Annotated in this window: 13 protein-coding genes; 4 read left to right on the top strand and 9 right to left on the bottom strand. The window is 70.1% G+C overall.

Annotated features, from left to right (window positions below; genetic code table 11):
- Positions 1 to 42 precede the first annotated feature (42 nt).
- The 4 genes from GFD30_RS06775 to GFD30_RS06790 all read left to right on the top strand — a co-directional run bounded on the left by GFD30_RS06775 (position 43) and on the right by GFD30_RS06790 (position 3445).
- Positions 43 to 585, top strand: coding sequence for a sigma-70 family RNA polymerase sigma factor (locus tag GFD30_RS06775; protein WP_227995900.1), 543 nt, complete (start codon positions 43 to 45; stop codon positions 583 to 585).
- A 2-nt stretch (positions 586 to 587) separates the two neighbouring features.
- Positions 588 to 1490, top strand: coding sequence for a hypothetical protein (locus GFD30_RS06780; RefSeq protein ID WP_153024419.1), 903 nt, complete (start codon positions 588 to 590; stop codon positions 1488 to 1490).
- A 157-nt stretch (positions 1491 to 1647) separates the two neighbouring features.
- Positions 1648 to 2217: an RNA polymerase sigma factor gene (locus GFD30_RS06785; protein WP_227995901.1), complete on the top strand. Its 570-nt coding sequence runs from the start codon at positions 1648 to 1650 to the stop codon at positions 2215 to 2217.
- On the top strand, positions 2204 to 3445 hold the full coding sequence (locus GFD30_RS06790) for a hypothetical protein (protein ID WP_153024420.1): 1242 nt from the start codon (positions 2204 to 2206) through the stop codon (positions 3443 to 3445). The genes GFD30_RS06785 and GFD30_RS06790 overlap by 14 nt, the downstream gene beginning before the upstream one ends.
- Positions 3446 to 3496: 51 nt before the next feature.
- Here GFD30_RS06790 and GFD30_RS06795 read toward each other — a convergent pair whose 3' ends face one another.
- The 9 genes from GFD30_RS06795 to ehuC all read right to left on the bottom strand — a co-directional run bounded on the left by GFD30_RS06795 (position 3497) and on the right by ehuC (position 13402).
- A complete protein-coding gene (locus GFD30_RS06795) occupies positions 3497 to 4051 on the bottom strand; it encodes an isochorismatase family protein (protein ID WP_153024421.1) in 555 nt (184 codons plus the stop codon).
- A gap of 129 nt (positions 4052 to 4180) precedes the next feature.
- Positions 4181 to 5857: an aa3-type cytochrome oxidase subunit I gene (ctaD, locus tag GFD30_RS06800; protein WP_407648982.1), complete on the bottom strand. Its 1677-nt coding sequence runs from the start codon at positions 5855 to 5857 to the stop codon at positions 4181 to 4183.
- 226 nt (positions 5858 to 6083) lie between these two features.
- On the bottom strand, positions 6084 to 6488 hold the full coding sequence (locus GFD30_RS06805; protein WP_106366742.1) for a roadblock/LC7 domain-containing protein: 405 nt from the start codon (positions 6486 to 6488) through the stop codon (positions 6084 to 6086).
- Positions 6489 to 6499: 11 nt separating this feature from the next.
- Positions 6500 to 8917: a sensor histidine kinase gene (locus GFD30_RS06810; protein ID WP_153024423.1), complete on the bottom strand. Its 2418-nt coding sequence runs from the start codon at positions 8915 to 8917 to the stop codon at positions 6500 to 6502.
- A gap of 93 nt (positions 8918 to 9010) precedes the next feature.
- Positions 9011 to 10354 (bottom strand): TrkH family potassium uptake protein, encoded by a 1344-nt coding sequence (locus GFD30_RS06815; protein WP_153024424.1) that lies wholly within the window; start codon positions 10352 to 10354, stop codon positions 9011 to 9013.
- Position 10355: 1 nt separating this feature from the next.
- Positions 10356 to 11036 (bottom strand): potassium channel family protein, encoded by a 681-nt coding sequence (locus tag GFD30_RS06820; protein WP_153024425.1) that lies wholly within the window; start codon positions 11034 to 11036, stop codon positions 10356 to 10358.
- Between the two features lie 194 nt (positions 11037 to 11230).
- On the bottom strand, positions 11231 to 12028 hold the full coding sequence (ehuA, locus tag GFD30_RS06825) for an ectoine/hydroxyectoine ABC transporter ATP-binding protein EhuA (RefSeq protein ID WP_153024426.1): 798 nt from the start codon (positions 12026 to 12028) through the stop codon (positions 11231 to 11233).
- Complete coding sequence (locus GFD30_RS06830) at positions 12009 to 12680, bottom strand: amino acid ABC transporter permease (RefSeq protein ID WP_153024427.1); 672 nt, start codon at positions 12678 to 12680, stop codon at positions 12009 to 12011. Before GFD30_RS06830 ends, ehuA begins: the two co-directional genes overlap by 20 nt.
- A complete protein-coding gene (ehuC, locus tag GFD30_RS06835; RefSeq protein ID WP_153024428.1) occupies positions 12680 to 13402 on the bottom strand; it encodes an ectoine/hydroxyectoine ABC transporter permease subunit EhuC in 723 nt (240 codons plus the stop codon). The genes GFD30_RS06830 and ehuC overlap by 1 nt, the downstream gene beginning before the upstream one ends.

The raw sequence follows: 13402 nt of genomic DNA on the forward strand, positions 1-13402 counted from the left end.
AGTCAACCCGACCGCGCCGTGAACCCCACACCGAGGAGCTCTATGGCGACGACGACCATGGCCAGGATCGCTTTGGAGAGAGATGATCCGGCGGCCGCCCGCCGGGCCGAATTCGACGCCTTCTACGCCAACAACGTCCGACAGATCACCGCGCAGATCCGCGCCTACACCGGCGATCTCGCCGAAGCCGAAGACCTCGTGGCCGATGCGTTCACGAAGGCGTTCGTCCGCTGGAAGACCATCAGCGAGTACGACAACCCGGCGGTCTGGGTGCGGCGCGTGGCCTGGAACCTCGCCACCTCCCGTCTGCGGCGCGGCGCGTTCGCCCGGCGTTTTCTGCGCCGCCAGCGCGCCCGCGACGTCGCCGGTCCGGCGCCCGACCGCATCGATCTCGAACGCGCGCTCGCGAACCTCAAAGAGCGCCACCGCAAGGCGATCATCCTCCGCTACATGGCCGACATGACCGTCCAGGAGATCGCCGACCAGGAAGGCGTCGCCGAGTCGACCGTCCGCTCCTGGATCACCCGCGGCCGAGCCGTGCTCGCCGAGCACCTGCGAATCGACGACGACCCCACCGAGGAGTAGCGATGACCAATCCCGAACAGCGCGACCCGATCTACGGCCTCTTCGACGAGTATGAATCCGCCACGGCCGCCGAGACCCGTCCGAGGAGCGCAGATCAGCTGCGGCGCAAAGCCGTTCACCTCCGTATGCGCCGCACCGCCGTTGCCGGAGCCGCCGCCCTCGCCCTCATCGCACCCGCGACCTGGGTTCTGGCCAATGTCGCCGGAGCCGACGGGCAGGAGCAGCCGCAGGCCGGAGCGCCCGGAGGAGTCGACCAGGAGAGTCCCACCGCACCCGCCGACCCCGACCCCGCCTCCTCGGGGACGCCGGGGGCTGAGGACGACTCCATCGACGCCACCGACATCGTGGGCGCGACGGTCGACATGCCGTCCTTTGTTCCAGGGGACACCGCCGTCGAGGACGTGTGCGGCTCCGGCGACACGGTCGTCGTGGACGGCACGTACCACGGCGCAGGCGTGAGCGGGGAGGTAGAGGAAGGCGAGACGTTTCTCCTGGTGCTCACCAACGCCGCCGTCACCGAGGAGGACCGCGTCGCCTACGCGGACGGCACCGCCGCCCTGTCGGACCTCAGCCTCGTGGGGTACTTCGGATGCGACTTCGGCGACGAGTTCGTCTTCCAGACCGTGGTCCTCGAGAACACCGGCGAGGGCACGTGGACGGCCGAGCAGCTCGTCCACTCCGAACCCGGAGGCGAGGTGATCAAGGGCGTCATCACCGGCAACGACGGCGAGCTGCTGGTGGGATTCGCAGAGCGATGGGATCCCGGCGCTGTGTCCGGGACCGACACCGAGCACTGGATCGACACCGTCCGGGTGGACGGGAACGGGACGGTGGTCCGGGAGCCGTCGGAGCACGACTACTGGTCCATCGTGATCGACAGCAGCCCGATGTTCTCCGCCGAGTAGTCGAAAGGGGCACCGCCCCCGCGAGCCTCGGCTCGCGGGGGCCTCGCCGTCCCGGGACATGACCTGGATTACCCGACCGCCGCTGCATCAGAACCGCAGCGGCGCTCGTGTATCCAGTGCGGACCCCCGAGCCGCCGTCCCGTAGCGAGGAGCCCTTATGACGCCCACCCGCGACAGCTCTGCTCCACCAGGAGGAGAGCCAGGCGCCGTGGCCGAGCTGCTGCCCATGAGGCCCAGCCTCGAGTTCGACGACTTCTACGCGGCCAACGTCCGCGTCATCACCGGCCAGATCTACGCCTACACCGGCGACCGGGCCGAAGCCGAGGACCTGGTGGCCGAGGCGTTCTGCCGGGCGCTGGCGCGCTGGCGGAAGGTCCGCGAGTACGAGAACCCCACCGCCTGGGTGCGCCGCGTGGCCTGGAACCTGGCGACCAGCCATCTGCGCCGCCGCGGGGTCGTCCAGCGCTTCCTCAACCGGCAGCGCGAGACTCACGAGCAGGCGCCGGACGGCGACCGCGTCGACCTCATGCGCGCGCTCGCCGGCATCGGCCCGCACCACCGCAAGGCGGTGATCCTCCGGTACATGGCGGGACTGACCGTCGCCGAGATCGCCGAGCAGGAAGGCGTCGCCGAGGCCACCGTCCGCTCCTGGCTGACCAGGGGGAAGGCCGCGCTCGCCGGTCGACTCGCCGTCGAAGACGAGAGGGGCAGCGATGAGCACGCCTGACGAGACGCAGTTCGAGGAGGCGTTCGCGGAGTTCGCCCACGCCGCCGAGCTCATGGTCGACCCGGTCGACTCCGCCGTGATCCACGGCAGGGTCCGCCGCCGCCGCACTACGAAGGGCGCCATGGCGGCGGCGCTCGCCGCGCTGATCGTGGCCGTGCCCGCCGCCTGGTGGCTTCAGGAGTCCAAGGGCGACGAGGTCGACCTGCCGCCCGCGGACGAGACCACGGCCGAGACGACCGAGGAGGAGACCGCCTCCACCGGTTCGGACCAGCCGGGCGAGGTGCCCGAGGGACAGGAGTCGGGCGGCGACGAACCGGTCCTGCCGACCTTCGCCGACCTCGTCGGCGCCGAACTCGAGCTGCCGCAGTTCCTTCCCGGAAGCGGGGAGTTCAACGACGCCTGCCCGGTCGGGCCCGCGGTGCTCGCCGACGGGACCCCCGACTGGGAGTCCGGCGAGTGGTCCATGCCCGACGGGCCGGTGTGGGTGCTGAAGGTGGTGCACACCGCGCTCGAGGAGGGCGGGCCGGTCCAGGCGGTCGCGCTGCTCGGCTGCCGGCCGGGCGAGGGCCTGGTCCGGCAGGCGGTGGTCGTCGCCGGCGACGGCGACGGCGGCTGGGAGGTGACCGACGAGATCCTGGTCGGCGACCCGGACGGCTTCGCGCTGTACGACATCGCCCCCGCCGCGACCACCGGCGTGCTGCTCATGGTGCTCGACCACGAGCCGACCGGCGGCGGCGACGGCCCGGTCGGCTACGAGATCCACCGGTACCGCACCGGCCAGGACCTCGAAGTGGTCACCGACTCGGCGTACTTGTGGGGCGTCACCGACATCGCGGCGTCGATGGAGACGGCCGACAACGGGGACGGGACCTGGACCGCGACGCTGACGGTCACCAACGCGGGCGACCACGAGTCGCACCGGCTCCAGGTGGCGGCCTGCCGCGACTCGGAGCTGCTGGACGTCGAGGAGGTCACGATGCCGCTGTGCTCGGAGGACTACGCCGGCGTGGACCTCCTCGATCCGCTGGAACCGGGGGAGTCGGTCACGGTGGAGTGGACGCTGACGCCGGCGCCGGTCGAGGAGTGGTCGGAAGACCAGAACGCCGCCGGACTGTACTTGAACGGGTCGGTGCGGCAGATGGTGTACAGCGTCGACGGGTTCGTGTACGACTACGACCCGACGAACTCCGGCTTCGCCGGGTCCGTCACCGCCGAGGACATGGCGTAGGAATCGGCGACCGGGCCGGGGCGCGAAGCCCCGGCCCGGTCCGTGTCCCGGCTATTTGACGGCGACGCCCGCCTGCTCGAAGTCCTCGAGGGCCTTCGCCTTCGTCTCCTCGGCGACGGCCGCCGTGTAGTCGAGCAGGACCGTCGTCTTGAAGCCCGCGGCGGCGGCGTCGAGGGCGGTGGCGCGCACGCAGTGGTCGGTGGCGATGCCGACGACGTCGACCGCGTCCACGTCGCGGGTGCGCAGCCACTCGGTGAGGCCGGTCTCGCCCGAGGAGCCCTCGAACCCGGAGTAGGCGGCCTCGTAGGCGCCCTTGTCGAAGACCGCTTCGGCCAGCGTGTGGTCGAAGTCGGGGTGGAACGCCGACCCGGCGGTGCCGACGACGCAGTGCGGCGGCCACGAGTCGCGGAAGTCGGGCTCGGCCGAGAAGTGCAGGCCCGGGTCGATGTGCCAGTCCCGGGTGGCGACCACGTGGTCCCAGCGGCCGGGGGCGGCCTTGATGAGTTCGGTGACGGCCGCCGCGACGGCCGCGCCGCCCGCGACGGGCAGCGACCCGCCCTCACAGAAGTCGTTCTGGACGTCTACCACGATCAGTGCCCGGCTCATGTCACCGATCCTAGTGACGCGGGGCCGGTACCGGTAGTGCAGGCGCCACAACCGGCCCGGTTTTCCGCTCCCGCGGGCAACGCGAAAGCCCGCCGGCCGGAGCCGACGGGCTGTCGCACGAGGTCCGACCTAGTGGCCCTTGACCTCTTTGACCAGGTGTCCCCACTTCTCGTCGAAGACGGGGCGCTCCGAGCGGATGCGCGGGAGGCGGTCGAAGTTGCGCAGCGGCGGCGGGCAGCTCGTCGCCCATTCGAGCGAGCCGCCGTAGCCCCACGGGTCGTTCGTCTCGACCACGCGGCCGGCCTTCCAGGACTTGAACAGGTTCCAGATGAACGGCAGGGTCGACAGGCCCAGGACGAACGCGCCGATCGTCGACACCATGTTCAGCGTCGTGAAGCCGTCCGACTCCAGGTAGTCGGCGTACCGGCGGGGCATGCCCTCGGCGCCGAGCCAGTGCTGGACCAGGAACGTGGTGTGGAAGCCGATGAAGGTCAGCCAGAAGTGGACCTTCGCGAGGCGCTCGTCGTACATGCGCCCGGCGACCTTCGGGAACCAGAAGTACACGCCGGCGTAGACCGCGAACACGATCGTGCCGAACAGCACGTAGTGGAAGTGCGCGACCACGAAGTACGAGTCGGAGACGTGGAAGTCGACCGGCGGGCTCGCGAGCAGGACGCCCGACAGGCCGCCGAGGAGGAACGTGACCAGGAACCCGAGGCTGAACATCATCGGCGCCTCGAAGGTGAGCTGGCCCTTCCACATGGTGCCGATCCAGTTGAAGAACTTCACGCCGGTCGGGACCGCGATCAGGAACGTCATCAGCGAGAAGAACGGCAGCATGACCGCGCCGGTCGCGTACATGTGGTGCGCCCACACCGCCATCGACAGGCCCGCGATCGCCAGCGTCGCGGCGACGAGGGTCTTGTAGCCGAAGATCGGCTTGCGGCTGAACACCGGGAAGATCTCCGAGACGATGCCGAAGAACGGCAGCGCCACGATGTACACCTCGGGGTGGCCGAAGAACCAGAACAGGTGCTGCCACAGGATCGCGCCCCCGGTCTCCGAGTCGAAGACGTGCGCGCCGAGCTGGCGGTCGGCCATGACGGCGAGGAGCGCGGCGAACAGGATCGGGAACACCAGGATCATCAGCAGGCTCGTGATGAGGATGTTCCACGTGAAGATCGGCATCCGGAACATGAGCATGCCCGGCGCGCGCATCGTCACGATCGTGGTGATCATGTTGACGGCGCCGAGGATCGTGCCCGCACCCGAGATGCCCAGGCCGACGAACCACATGTCCGCGCCGATCCCGGGGGAGTTCACGGCGTTCGACAGCGGCTGGTACGCGAACCAGCCGAAGGACGCCGCGCCGCCCGGGGTGATGAACCCGGCGACCGCGAGGGTCGAGCCGAGCAGGTACAGCCAGTACGCGAACGCGTTCAGGCGCGGGAACGCGACGTCGGGCGCGCCGATCTGCAGGGGCACCAGGTAGTTGCCGAACGCGAACACGATGGGCGTCGCGAACATGAGCAGCATGATGGTGCCGTGCATCGTGAACAGCTGGTTGAACTGCTCAGAGGACACGATCTGGAGTCCGGGCTGGAACAGCTCCGCGCGGATCAGCAGGGCCAGGATGCCGCCGATCGCGAAGAACGCGAACGACGTCACGAAGTAGAGCAGGCCGATCTGCTTGGCGTCGGTCGTGCGGAGTGTGCGGGCGAGCCAGGAGCCCTTCGGCTCGCGGCGCACCGGCCAGGGACGCGCGACGATAGGCGTTGGCTCAAGCTTCGGCTCAACCGTGGTCACCTGTGGGCCTCCAGATTCATTTCCAGGTAGCGAACGCAGCATAGCCCCGCGAGAGGCCGCCCACGCGGAGGGGCGCAGCCGGAGCGACGTGGCGGAGCGTGAGCGTTCGATGGGCGCTCAGTGGTTGTCGCAGGTCGCATACACGACCCGTCATGTGGGGGAGCAGCACCGCGCGGGCCGTCGCCGGGCGCGGCCGCACGCGGGTGAGGAATCTCCTACGGGACGGTCAGACGCCGCCGCGCGCATCCGGTTCGAGCGCGGCGTAGACCCGCTTCACCAGCAGGGCGGTCTCGTAGCCGACCTGGCCGAGGTCGCAGCCGGCGTTCGCGAGGACCGCGAGCTGGGCCCGGTCGCCGACGGCCATGAGCAGCAGCACGCCCTCGTCCATGTCGATGACCGACTGGCGGATCCGGCCCGCGTCGAGGACCTTCGCCGCACCCGTCGTCAGGCTCGCGAGCCCGGAGGTGATGGCGGCGAGCTGGTCGGCCCGGTCGGTCGACAGCCCTCGGGAGGCGGCGATGGCGAGGCCGTCGACGGAGACCGTGAGCGCCTCTGACACATCCGGGACCTTCTCCACGAAGGAGGTCAGGAGCCAGTCGAGTTCACCGACGTTCTTGTCCTTGCTATCCATCTCGCTGCTTTCTATTGGCGTTGTTCGTGCGCGGCGGCCGCCGCGATGCCGGAGGCGAAACCGGCGAGCCGGTCCCGGATCTCCGCCGGGTCGAGATCGGCTCCGCCGCCCTGGCGGGCACTGGGGACGGAACCGGGGAGCAGTCGGGAACCCGGCGCGCGACGGGGCAGTTCGGCGCCGTTGGTCCTGCCGGAGTCTTCCAGTGCTCGGTTCACCTTCCTGAAGGTAACATCCAGCATCTCGGGAGCGGGGCCCGCAGGTGCCTGCGCCGGCTTCCCTCCGTTGAGTGTTCCGCCAGCTACAGGCCGTGGCGCGGGGGCCGGACCGGCCTTGCGCGGGCGCGGCACGATCGGCTCGACCGCGCTCGGCGCGGACGCCTCGGCGCCCGTCCCGGTCACCGGCAGGTTCGCCGCCCGGGCCGACAGCGCCAGCCGCGCGGCCGAACCCGACATGTCCGGCGACAGCCCCACCGGGTCCTCAGCGTGGGCGCTCGCCGGGATGCGCACCAGCGCGAGCGTGCCCTTGCCCATCGTCGAGTGGAGCTGGACGCTGATGGAGTGCTCGGCGGCGAGCCGCCCGACCACCAGGAGGCCCATCGTCGCGGTCAGCTCCGAGTTCAACTGGGTCGGCTCGGCCAGGCGGCGGTTGATCGCGGCCATCGGCTCGGGCGCGAGCCCGATGCCGTCGTCGGCGATCGAGATGACGATCTCCGAACCCGAGCGGCGCGTGGTCACCCGCACCGACTGGGTCGGCGGCGAGTACGCGGCCGCGTTGTCGAGCAGCTCCGCGAGGATCCGCACCAGGTCGCCGGCGGGCTTCGTCTCGAGGCGGGCCGACACCTGGTTCTCGACCACGACGCGGCCGGCGTCCTCGATCTCGGCGACCGCGTCGCGGATGATCGTGTCCAGGTTCGCCGGGTGGTTGTACCGGCGCTGCGGGTCCCCGCCCGCGAGCAGGAGCAGGTTCTCCTCGTTGCGGCGCATGCGCGCGAGCAGGTGGTAGACGCTGCGCCACTCCTCCGGGACCGCGTGGTCCGGGGACTGCTCGACCAGGGACTCCATGACCTGCTGCTGGCGGCGGATGAGGCTCTGGCCGCGGCGGGCGAGCGTCTTCATCATCGCCTCGACGTCGATGCGCAGCAGCGCCTGGTTCGCGGTCTGGCGCAGCGCCTGGTGGTGGGCGGCGCTGAACGCCTCGGCGAGGCTGTCGAGCTCGTCGGAGTAGCGCGAATCGGACGACATGGCGGTCTGGCGCTTCGCGGTCTGCAGCAGCCGGTCGACCTCGTCGGCGTTGGCCGCCTGCGAGACGGCGGCCACGGTCTTCGGCAGCGTGTCGTACGCGGCGGTCAGCGTCGCCTCGCGGACGCCGTCGACGCGGAGGCTGATGCGCCGCGCCAGCATCGCCGCGGAGATGATCGACGTCAGCGCCAGCACGATCACCAGCGCGAACGTCGTGAGCAGTGTCCGCGAGGACGCGTCGCGGATGAGCTCCACATCGTCCTGCATGGAGTCCAGGACCGACTGCTGGCTGGTGTCGAGGGCCGCGACGATCGCGCCCTGCGCCTCCGTGAACTCCTCGGGGCTGATCGTCGGCACGTTCCCGCGCACGTAGACCCCGAGCGCCTCCTGCGCGGTCTCGATCTGCTCGGAGGCCATCGCCTCCCGGTAGACCGCGGCGGTGTCCGCCGACGCGTTCGCCTGGAACTCGGTGATCTGCCGGTCGAAGTTCCCCGACAGGTACGCCGCGTTCGACAGCTCCGCGCGCCCGACCACGACCGCCTGCGCCTCGTCGAGGCTCACCAGGTCGGTCGAGACGCTGAACTGGATCTCCGCGGCGAACCGGCTGGCCTGCATGAGGGCCGCGAGCGAGTCCAGGTGCGCGGCGACCTCGGCGTCGTCGACCAGGCGCGGGAGGATCGCGGCGATCCCGACGATCTTGTTGGCCACGTCCCGGTACACCAGGTACGCGTCGGCGACGTCGTCGTCGGTGAGGGACGCCTCGCCGGCGGCCAGCCGGTCGAAGGCCGCGCGGGCCGTCTCCAGGTCCCCGGCTTTCGCGAACAGGGACTCGAGGTCGTCCGCGAGATCGGGGAAGCGCGCGGTCACCGACGCCGCGTTGCCCTCGAGCCGCCCGAACGCCTCATCGGTCTCGCGGCGGGCCACCGCCGAGTCGACCCGGCCGCCGCCGCCGTTGATCACCGACGCCACCAGCGGTCCCGCCTCGAGCCGGTGCGCCTCCAGCGCGCCGTTGAGATCCCCGGAGAGTCCGGCGAGCACCTCCGCGTCCGTCGCGTTCTGGTACTCGTCCCAGACGCTGACCGTCTGGAACAGCCCGAGCACCAGCATCCCCATGAGCGCCGCGGCGATCGGAAGCATCAACTGCATCCGGATGGGGAGACGGCTGGTGCGCTGCCGGGCTTTACGGGACATCTCGGGGGGCGTCCTTTCTGGGGGCGACGGTCCGCGCTGCGGCGTGCTGGACACCATCTTCGCTTGTCGCCGGAGGGGCAGTTGAGGCGGGGCTCACCCCACGAGCGGGCGCGCCGAAGGGTACCGGTATAGCCGTTTTCGTGCACGAAGAGCCAGCGAAGCGGCGAAGAGCACCGGTCCGACACGGCCCGTGTACATGGCGATCGTCAGCAGCCACTTGGACGGGTCCGACAGGTCGTAGGTGATGCCCGTCGACTGGCCCATCGTCGCGAACGCGCTGGTCACCTCGAACATGATCGACGTGATGTCGATGTGCGGCTCGAAGCGCTGCATGAGGAACACGCCGAACGCGTTGCACGCCACGTACACCAGCGCCACGGTGAGCGCCTCGCGCACGACCGGCGGGTCGATGCGGTGGCGGAACGCGGTCACGTCGGGCTCGCCGCGGACCTCGGCCCAGATGACCAGGAGCAGCAGGAAGAACGTGGTGACCTTGATGCCGCCCGCGGTCGAGGCGGAGCCGCCGCCGATGAAGGCCAGGATGATCGACGCCAGCTGCGAGTCGTCCTGCATCGCGCCGATGTCGACCGAGTTGAAGCCGCTGGCGCGGACCATCGCCGACTGGAAGAACGCCGGGAGGATCCGGTCGTACCAGGCCCATTGGCCGAACGTCGCGGGGTTCGCCCACTCGATCGCCAGGAACGCCGCCCAGCCGCCGACGATGAGGATCGCCGAACCGACGAGCGTGAGCTTGGTGTGGACCGACCACTGCCGCCGGCCCCAGTGGCGGCGGGTCACCTCGTAGATCACGGGCATGCCGAGCGCACCGAGGATCGACCCCAGCGCGATCGGCACGCAGATCCACGGGTCGGTCGCGAACTGCATGAGCGAGTCCGAGAACAGCGCGAAGCCGGCGTTGTTGAAGGCGCTCACCGAGTGGTAGATCCCGTACCAGACCGCGTCGCCGAGCCCGTAGCCGATCACGGAGAACCGCGCCGTGAGCGCCAGCGCCATCAGCGCCTCCACGATGAGGCTGAAGGCGATGGTGCGCAGCAGGATCGCCCGGAAGTCGCCGAGGCTGAGCGCCTGGCTGACCTCCATGCGGGTCGCCAGCTTCGTGCGCAGGCCGAGCCGGTGCGTGACGAGCAGCGCCATGAGGACGGCGCTCGTCATGATGCCGAAGCCGCCGATCTGGAAGCACAGCATGATGACGAACTGGCCGAACCAGGTCCAGTGGACGGGCGTGTCCACGGTGACCAGTCCCGTCACCGAGACGGCGGAGGTCGCGGTGAACAGGGCGTCGCTGAAGTGCGTCGGGCGCGCCCCCGCGCTCGCGACCGGGAGCATGAGCAGCAGCGCCCCGGACAGGATCACCGCCATGAACAGGAACGGGATCAGGCGGCCGGGGTGGCGGAAGAACGCTTTGACTTTGGCCATGTCAGGTGGTGGAGGCGAACGCTTCGACCTTGGTGGTCGCCCCGGAGACGATGAGGGTGTCCCCCTGGGAGACCACGGTGTCCGGGGTCGCGTACGTGAAGTCCTCGCCGGGCTGCTTGACGCCGACGACGGTGACGCCGTACTTCGAGCGCAGCTTCGACTCGCCGAGGGTCTTCCCGACCGCCTCCGCGGGGGCCTTGGTCTTGACGATCGCGAAGCCGTCGTCGAACTCGATGAAGTCGAGCATCTTGCCGCTCACCAGGTGCGCGACCCGCTCGCCCATCGCCGCCTCGGGGTAGACCACGTGGTGGGCGCCGGTGCGGTGGAGGATCTGGCCGTGCTTGGCGTTGATGGCCTTCGCCCAGATCTCGCGGACGCCGGCCTCCTCGCAGGCGAGGACGGTGAGGACGCTCGCCTCGATGTCGGTGCCGATCGCGACGACGACGTGGTCGAACTCGCCGATGCCGAGCTGCGCGAGGACCGCCGACTCGGTCGAGTCGGCCTGCACCACGTGCGTGAGGGTCTCGGAGGCGCGCTGGACGATCTCGGGGCGCTCGTCGATGGCGAGGACCTCGTGGCCCAGCCGCGTGAGCGACTCGGCGACGGCGGACCCGAACCGGCCCAGGCCGATCACCGCGATGGTCTCCTCCGGGAGCCGTTCGCTTCTGCCGAACAGGTTCATCCGCTCATCCCTTGGCCTGGCTCAGGTGCTGACACGAGACCTGATTGTGCCACCCGGCCCGGCGCCGCGGGCGAGGCGGCCGTCACGTGCGTTCGGGCTGGGGGCGAAAGAATGAGGAGGGCGGTCGATAACCCCTCATGACCGCCCCCCTCGAACACCCCTAACACTCTCCAAGGATGGAGGAGTCTTCAAGTCTACTCTGCGAGCACGGCGCGAAGGAAGTCCTGAGTGCGGGCTTCTTGGGGTTCGGAGAACATCGCCTCGGGGGGTCCCTGCTCGACGATCCGGCCGCTGTCGAACATCATCACGCGGTCCGAGACGTCTCGGGCGAAGCCCATCTCGTGGGTCACGCACAGCATGGTGATGCTCGTGGTGTCGGCGATGTCGCGCAGGACCGCGAGGACGTCGGCGACGAGCTCCGGGTCCAGGGCGCTGGTGACCTCGTCGAGCAGGAGGATGTCCGGGTCCATCGCCAGGGCGCGGGCGATCGCGACGCGCTGCTGCTGGCCGCCGGACAGGTGCGACGGGTACGCGTCGGTCTTGTCGGACAGGCCGACGAGCTCGAGCAGGTCACGGGCCTTCGCCTCGGCCTCCTCTTTGGAGCGCCCGGCGACGTGGACCTGCGCCTCGGTGACGTTGCGCAGGACCCGCATGTTGGGGAACAGGTTGAACTGCTGGAAGACCATGCCGACGCTCGAGCGGCGCCGGCGCAGCCACCGCTCGTTGGCGGGCACGAGCCGGCCGCGCTTCTCCATGTGCGAGTAGGGCTGCCCCTCGACCCAGACGACGCCGCCGTCCCGCTCGGGGTCGGCCTTGGGCGTCACCTTCTCGAGGGTCATCAGGAGCCGGAGGATCGTGGTCTTCCCCGAGCCGGACGGTCCGATGAGGGTGACGCGCTCGCCGGGGTCGACCCGGAAGCTCAGCTCGTCGAGCACCTTGAGAGCGCCGAAGGACTTGTCCACCCGGTCGAACTCAATAATTGGACTTGGCAAAGCGAATCTCCAATCTCCGCATAGCGACCGCCACGGGGTAGGAGGCGGCGAGGAACAGCAGGCCGGCGATGGTGTAGCCCTCGACGGCGCCGGTGTAGTGCTGGCCCTGGAAGGCCCGGGCCTGGGCGACCATCTCCATGACGCCGATGACGAACAGGGTCGGCACCTCCTTGAACATGGCGATGATCCAGTTGCCGACGGCGGCCGCGGAGCGGCGGAACATCTGCGGGAGGACCACCGCGCCCCAGACCCGGCGGGTCGGGAGGTTCAGGGCCGTCGCGGCCTCCCACTGGCCCTGGGGGATCGCGTCGATCCCGGCCCGGAAGGACTCCGACGTGTAGGACGCGTAGTGGACGCCGAGGACGGCCGAGCCGACGGCGAACGCGCTCCAGTCGGGGTTGATGTAGAGACTCGTCGCCGTCCAGACGATGAGCACCTGCACCAGCAGCGGCGTGTTGCGGATGAACTGGAAGGCCAGGCTCAGCGGCCGGCGCAGCCACACCGGCCCGCCGCGCTCGCCGATCGCCACGAACAGGCCCAGGACGACCGCGATGATCCCGGCCACGAGCGTGACCTGGAGGACGACGAGGAAGCCGTCCCACATCGCCGGGAAGATCTCCCGGACGGTCTCGTTGCTCCATCCGGTCTGCATCAGCCGACACCTCCCGCCGCGACGGCCGGGTCGAGGCGGCCCTTGACGGGTTTCGCGTCGACCCCCAGGCCGCGCTTGGCCCTGCGTTCGAGCGCCCGCATGCCCGTCCAGATGAGCCAGGCGAGCACGAAGTAGATGACCAGGACGACGCCGTAGTGCAGCAGCCGGTCCTGCCCGGGCTGCTTGCCGATGAGCCCGGCCAGCCAGGTGATGTCGAGGATCCCGATCACCGACACCAGCGCGGACGCCTTGAGCAGCATGATCGCGAACGCGCACAGGGAGGGGATCATCTCGGGCCACGCCTGGGGGAGCACCACGAGCCGCATCCGCTGGAACGGCGTGAGGTTCAGGGCCGTGGACGCCTCGAGCTGCCCCTGCGGGACGGCCGCGATCGCGCCGCGCACCACCTCGGAGGAGTAGGCGCCGTAGTTGAGGCCGAGGGCGATGACGCCGGCCACGATGAGGTAGTCGAACTGGATCCCCAGCACCACCGGCATCGCGAACGCGAACCAGAACAGCTGCACCACCACCGAGGTGCCGCGGAAGAACTCCACGAACACCCGCGCCGGGGTGCGGACCGCCAGGTGCCGCGAGCCGGTCATGAGCCCGAGGGCGAACGCGAGCACGAGCGCCAGCGCCGCGGACGCGACGGTGACCCCGATCGTGACCAGGAGCGGTTCGCCGTACCGGGGGAGTGATTCGATGACCGCGTGCAGATCCAT

It is taken from the genome of Glycomyces albidus (genome assembly GCF_009451885.1).
Lineage (GTDB): Bacteria > Actinomycetota > Actinomycetes > Mycobacteriales > Micromonosporaceae > Glycomyces > Glycomyces albidus.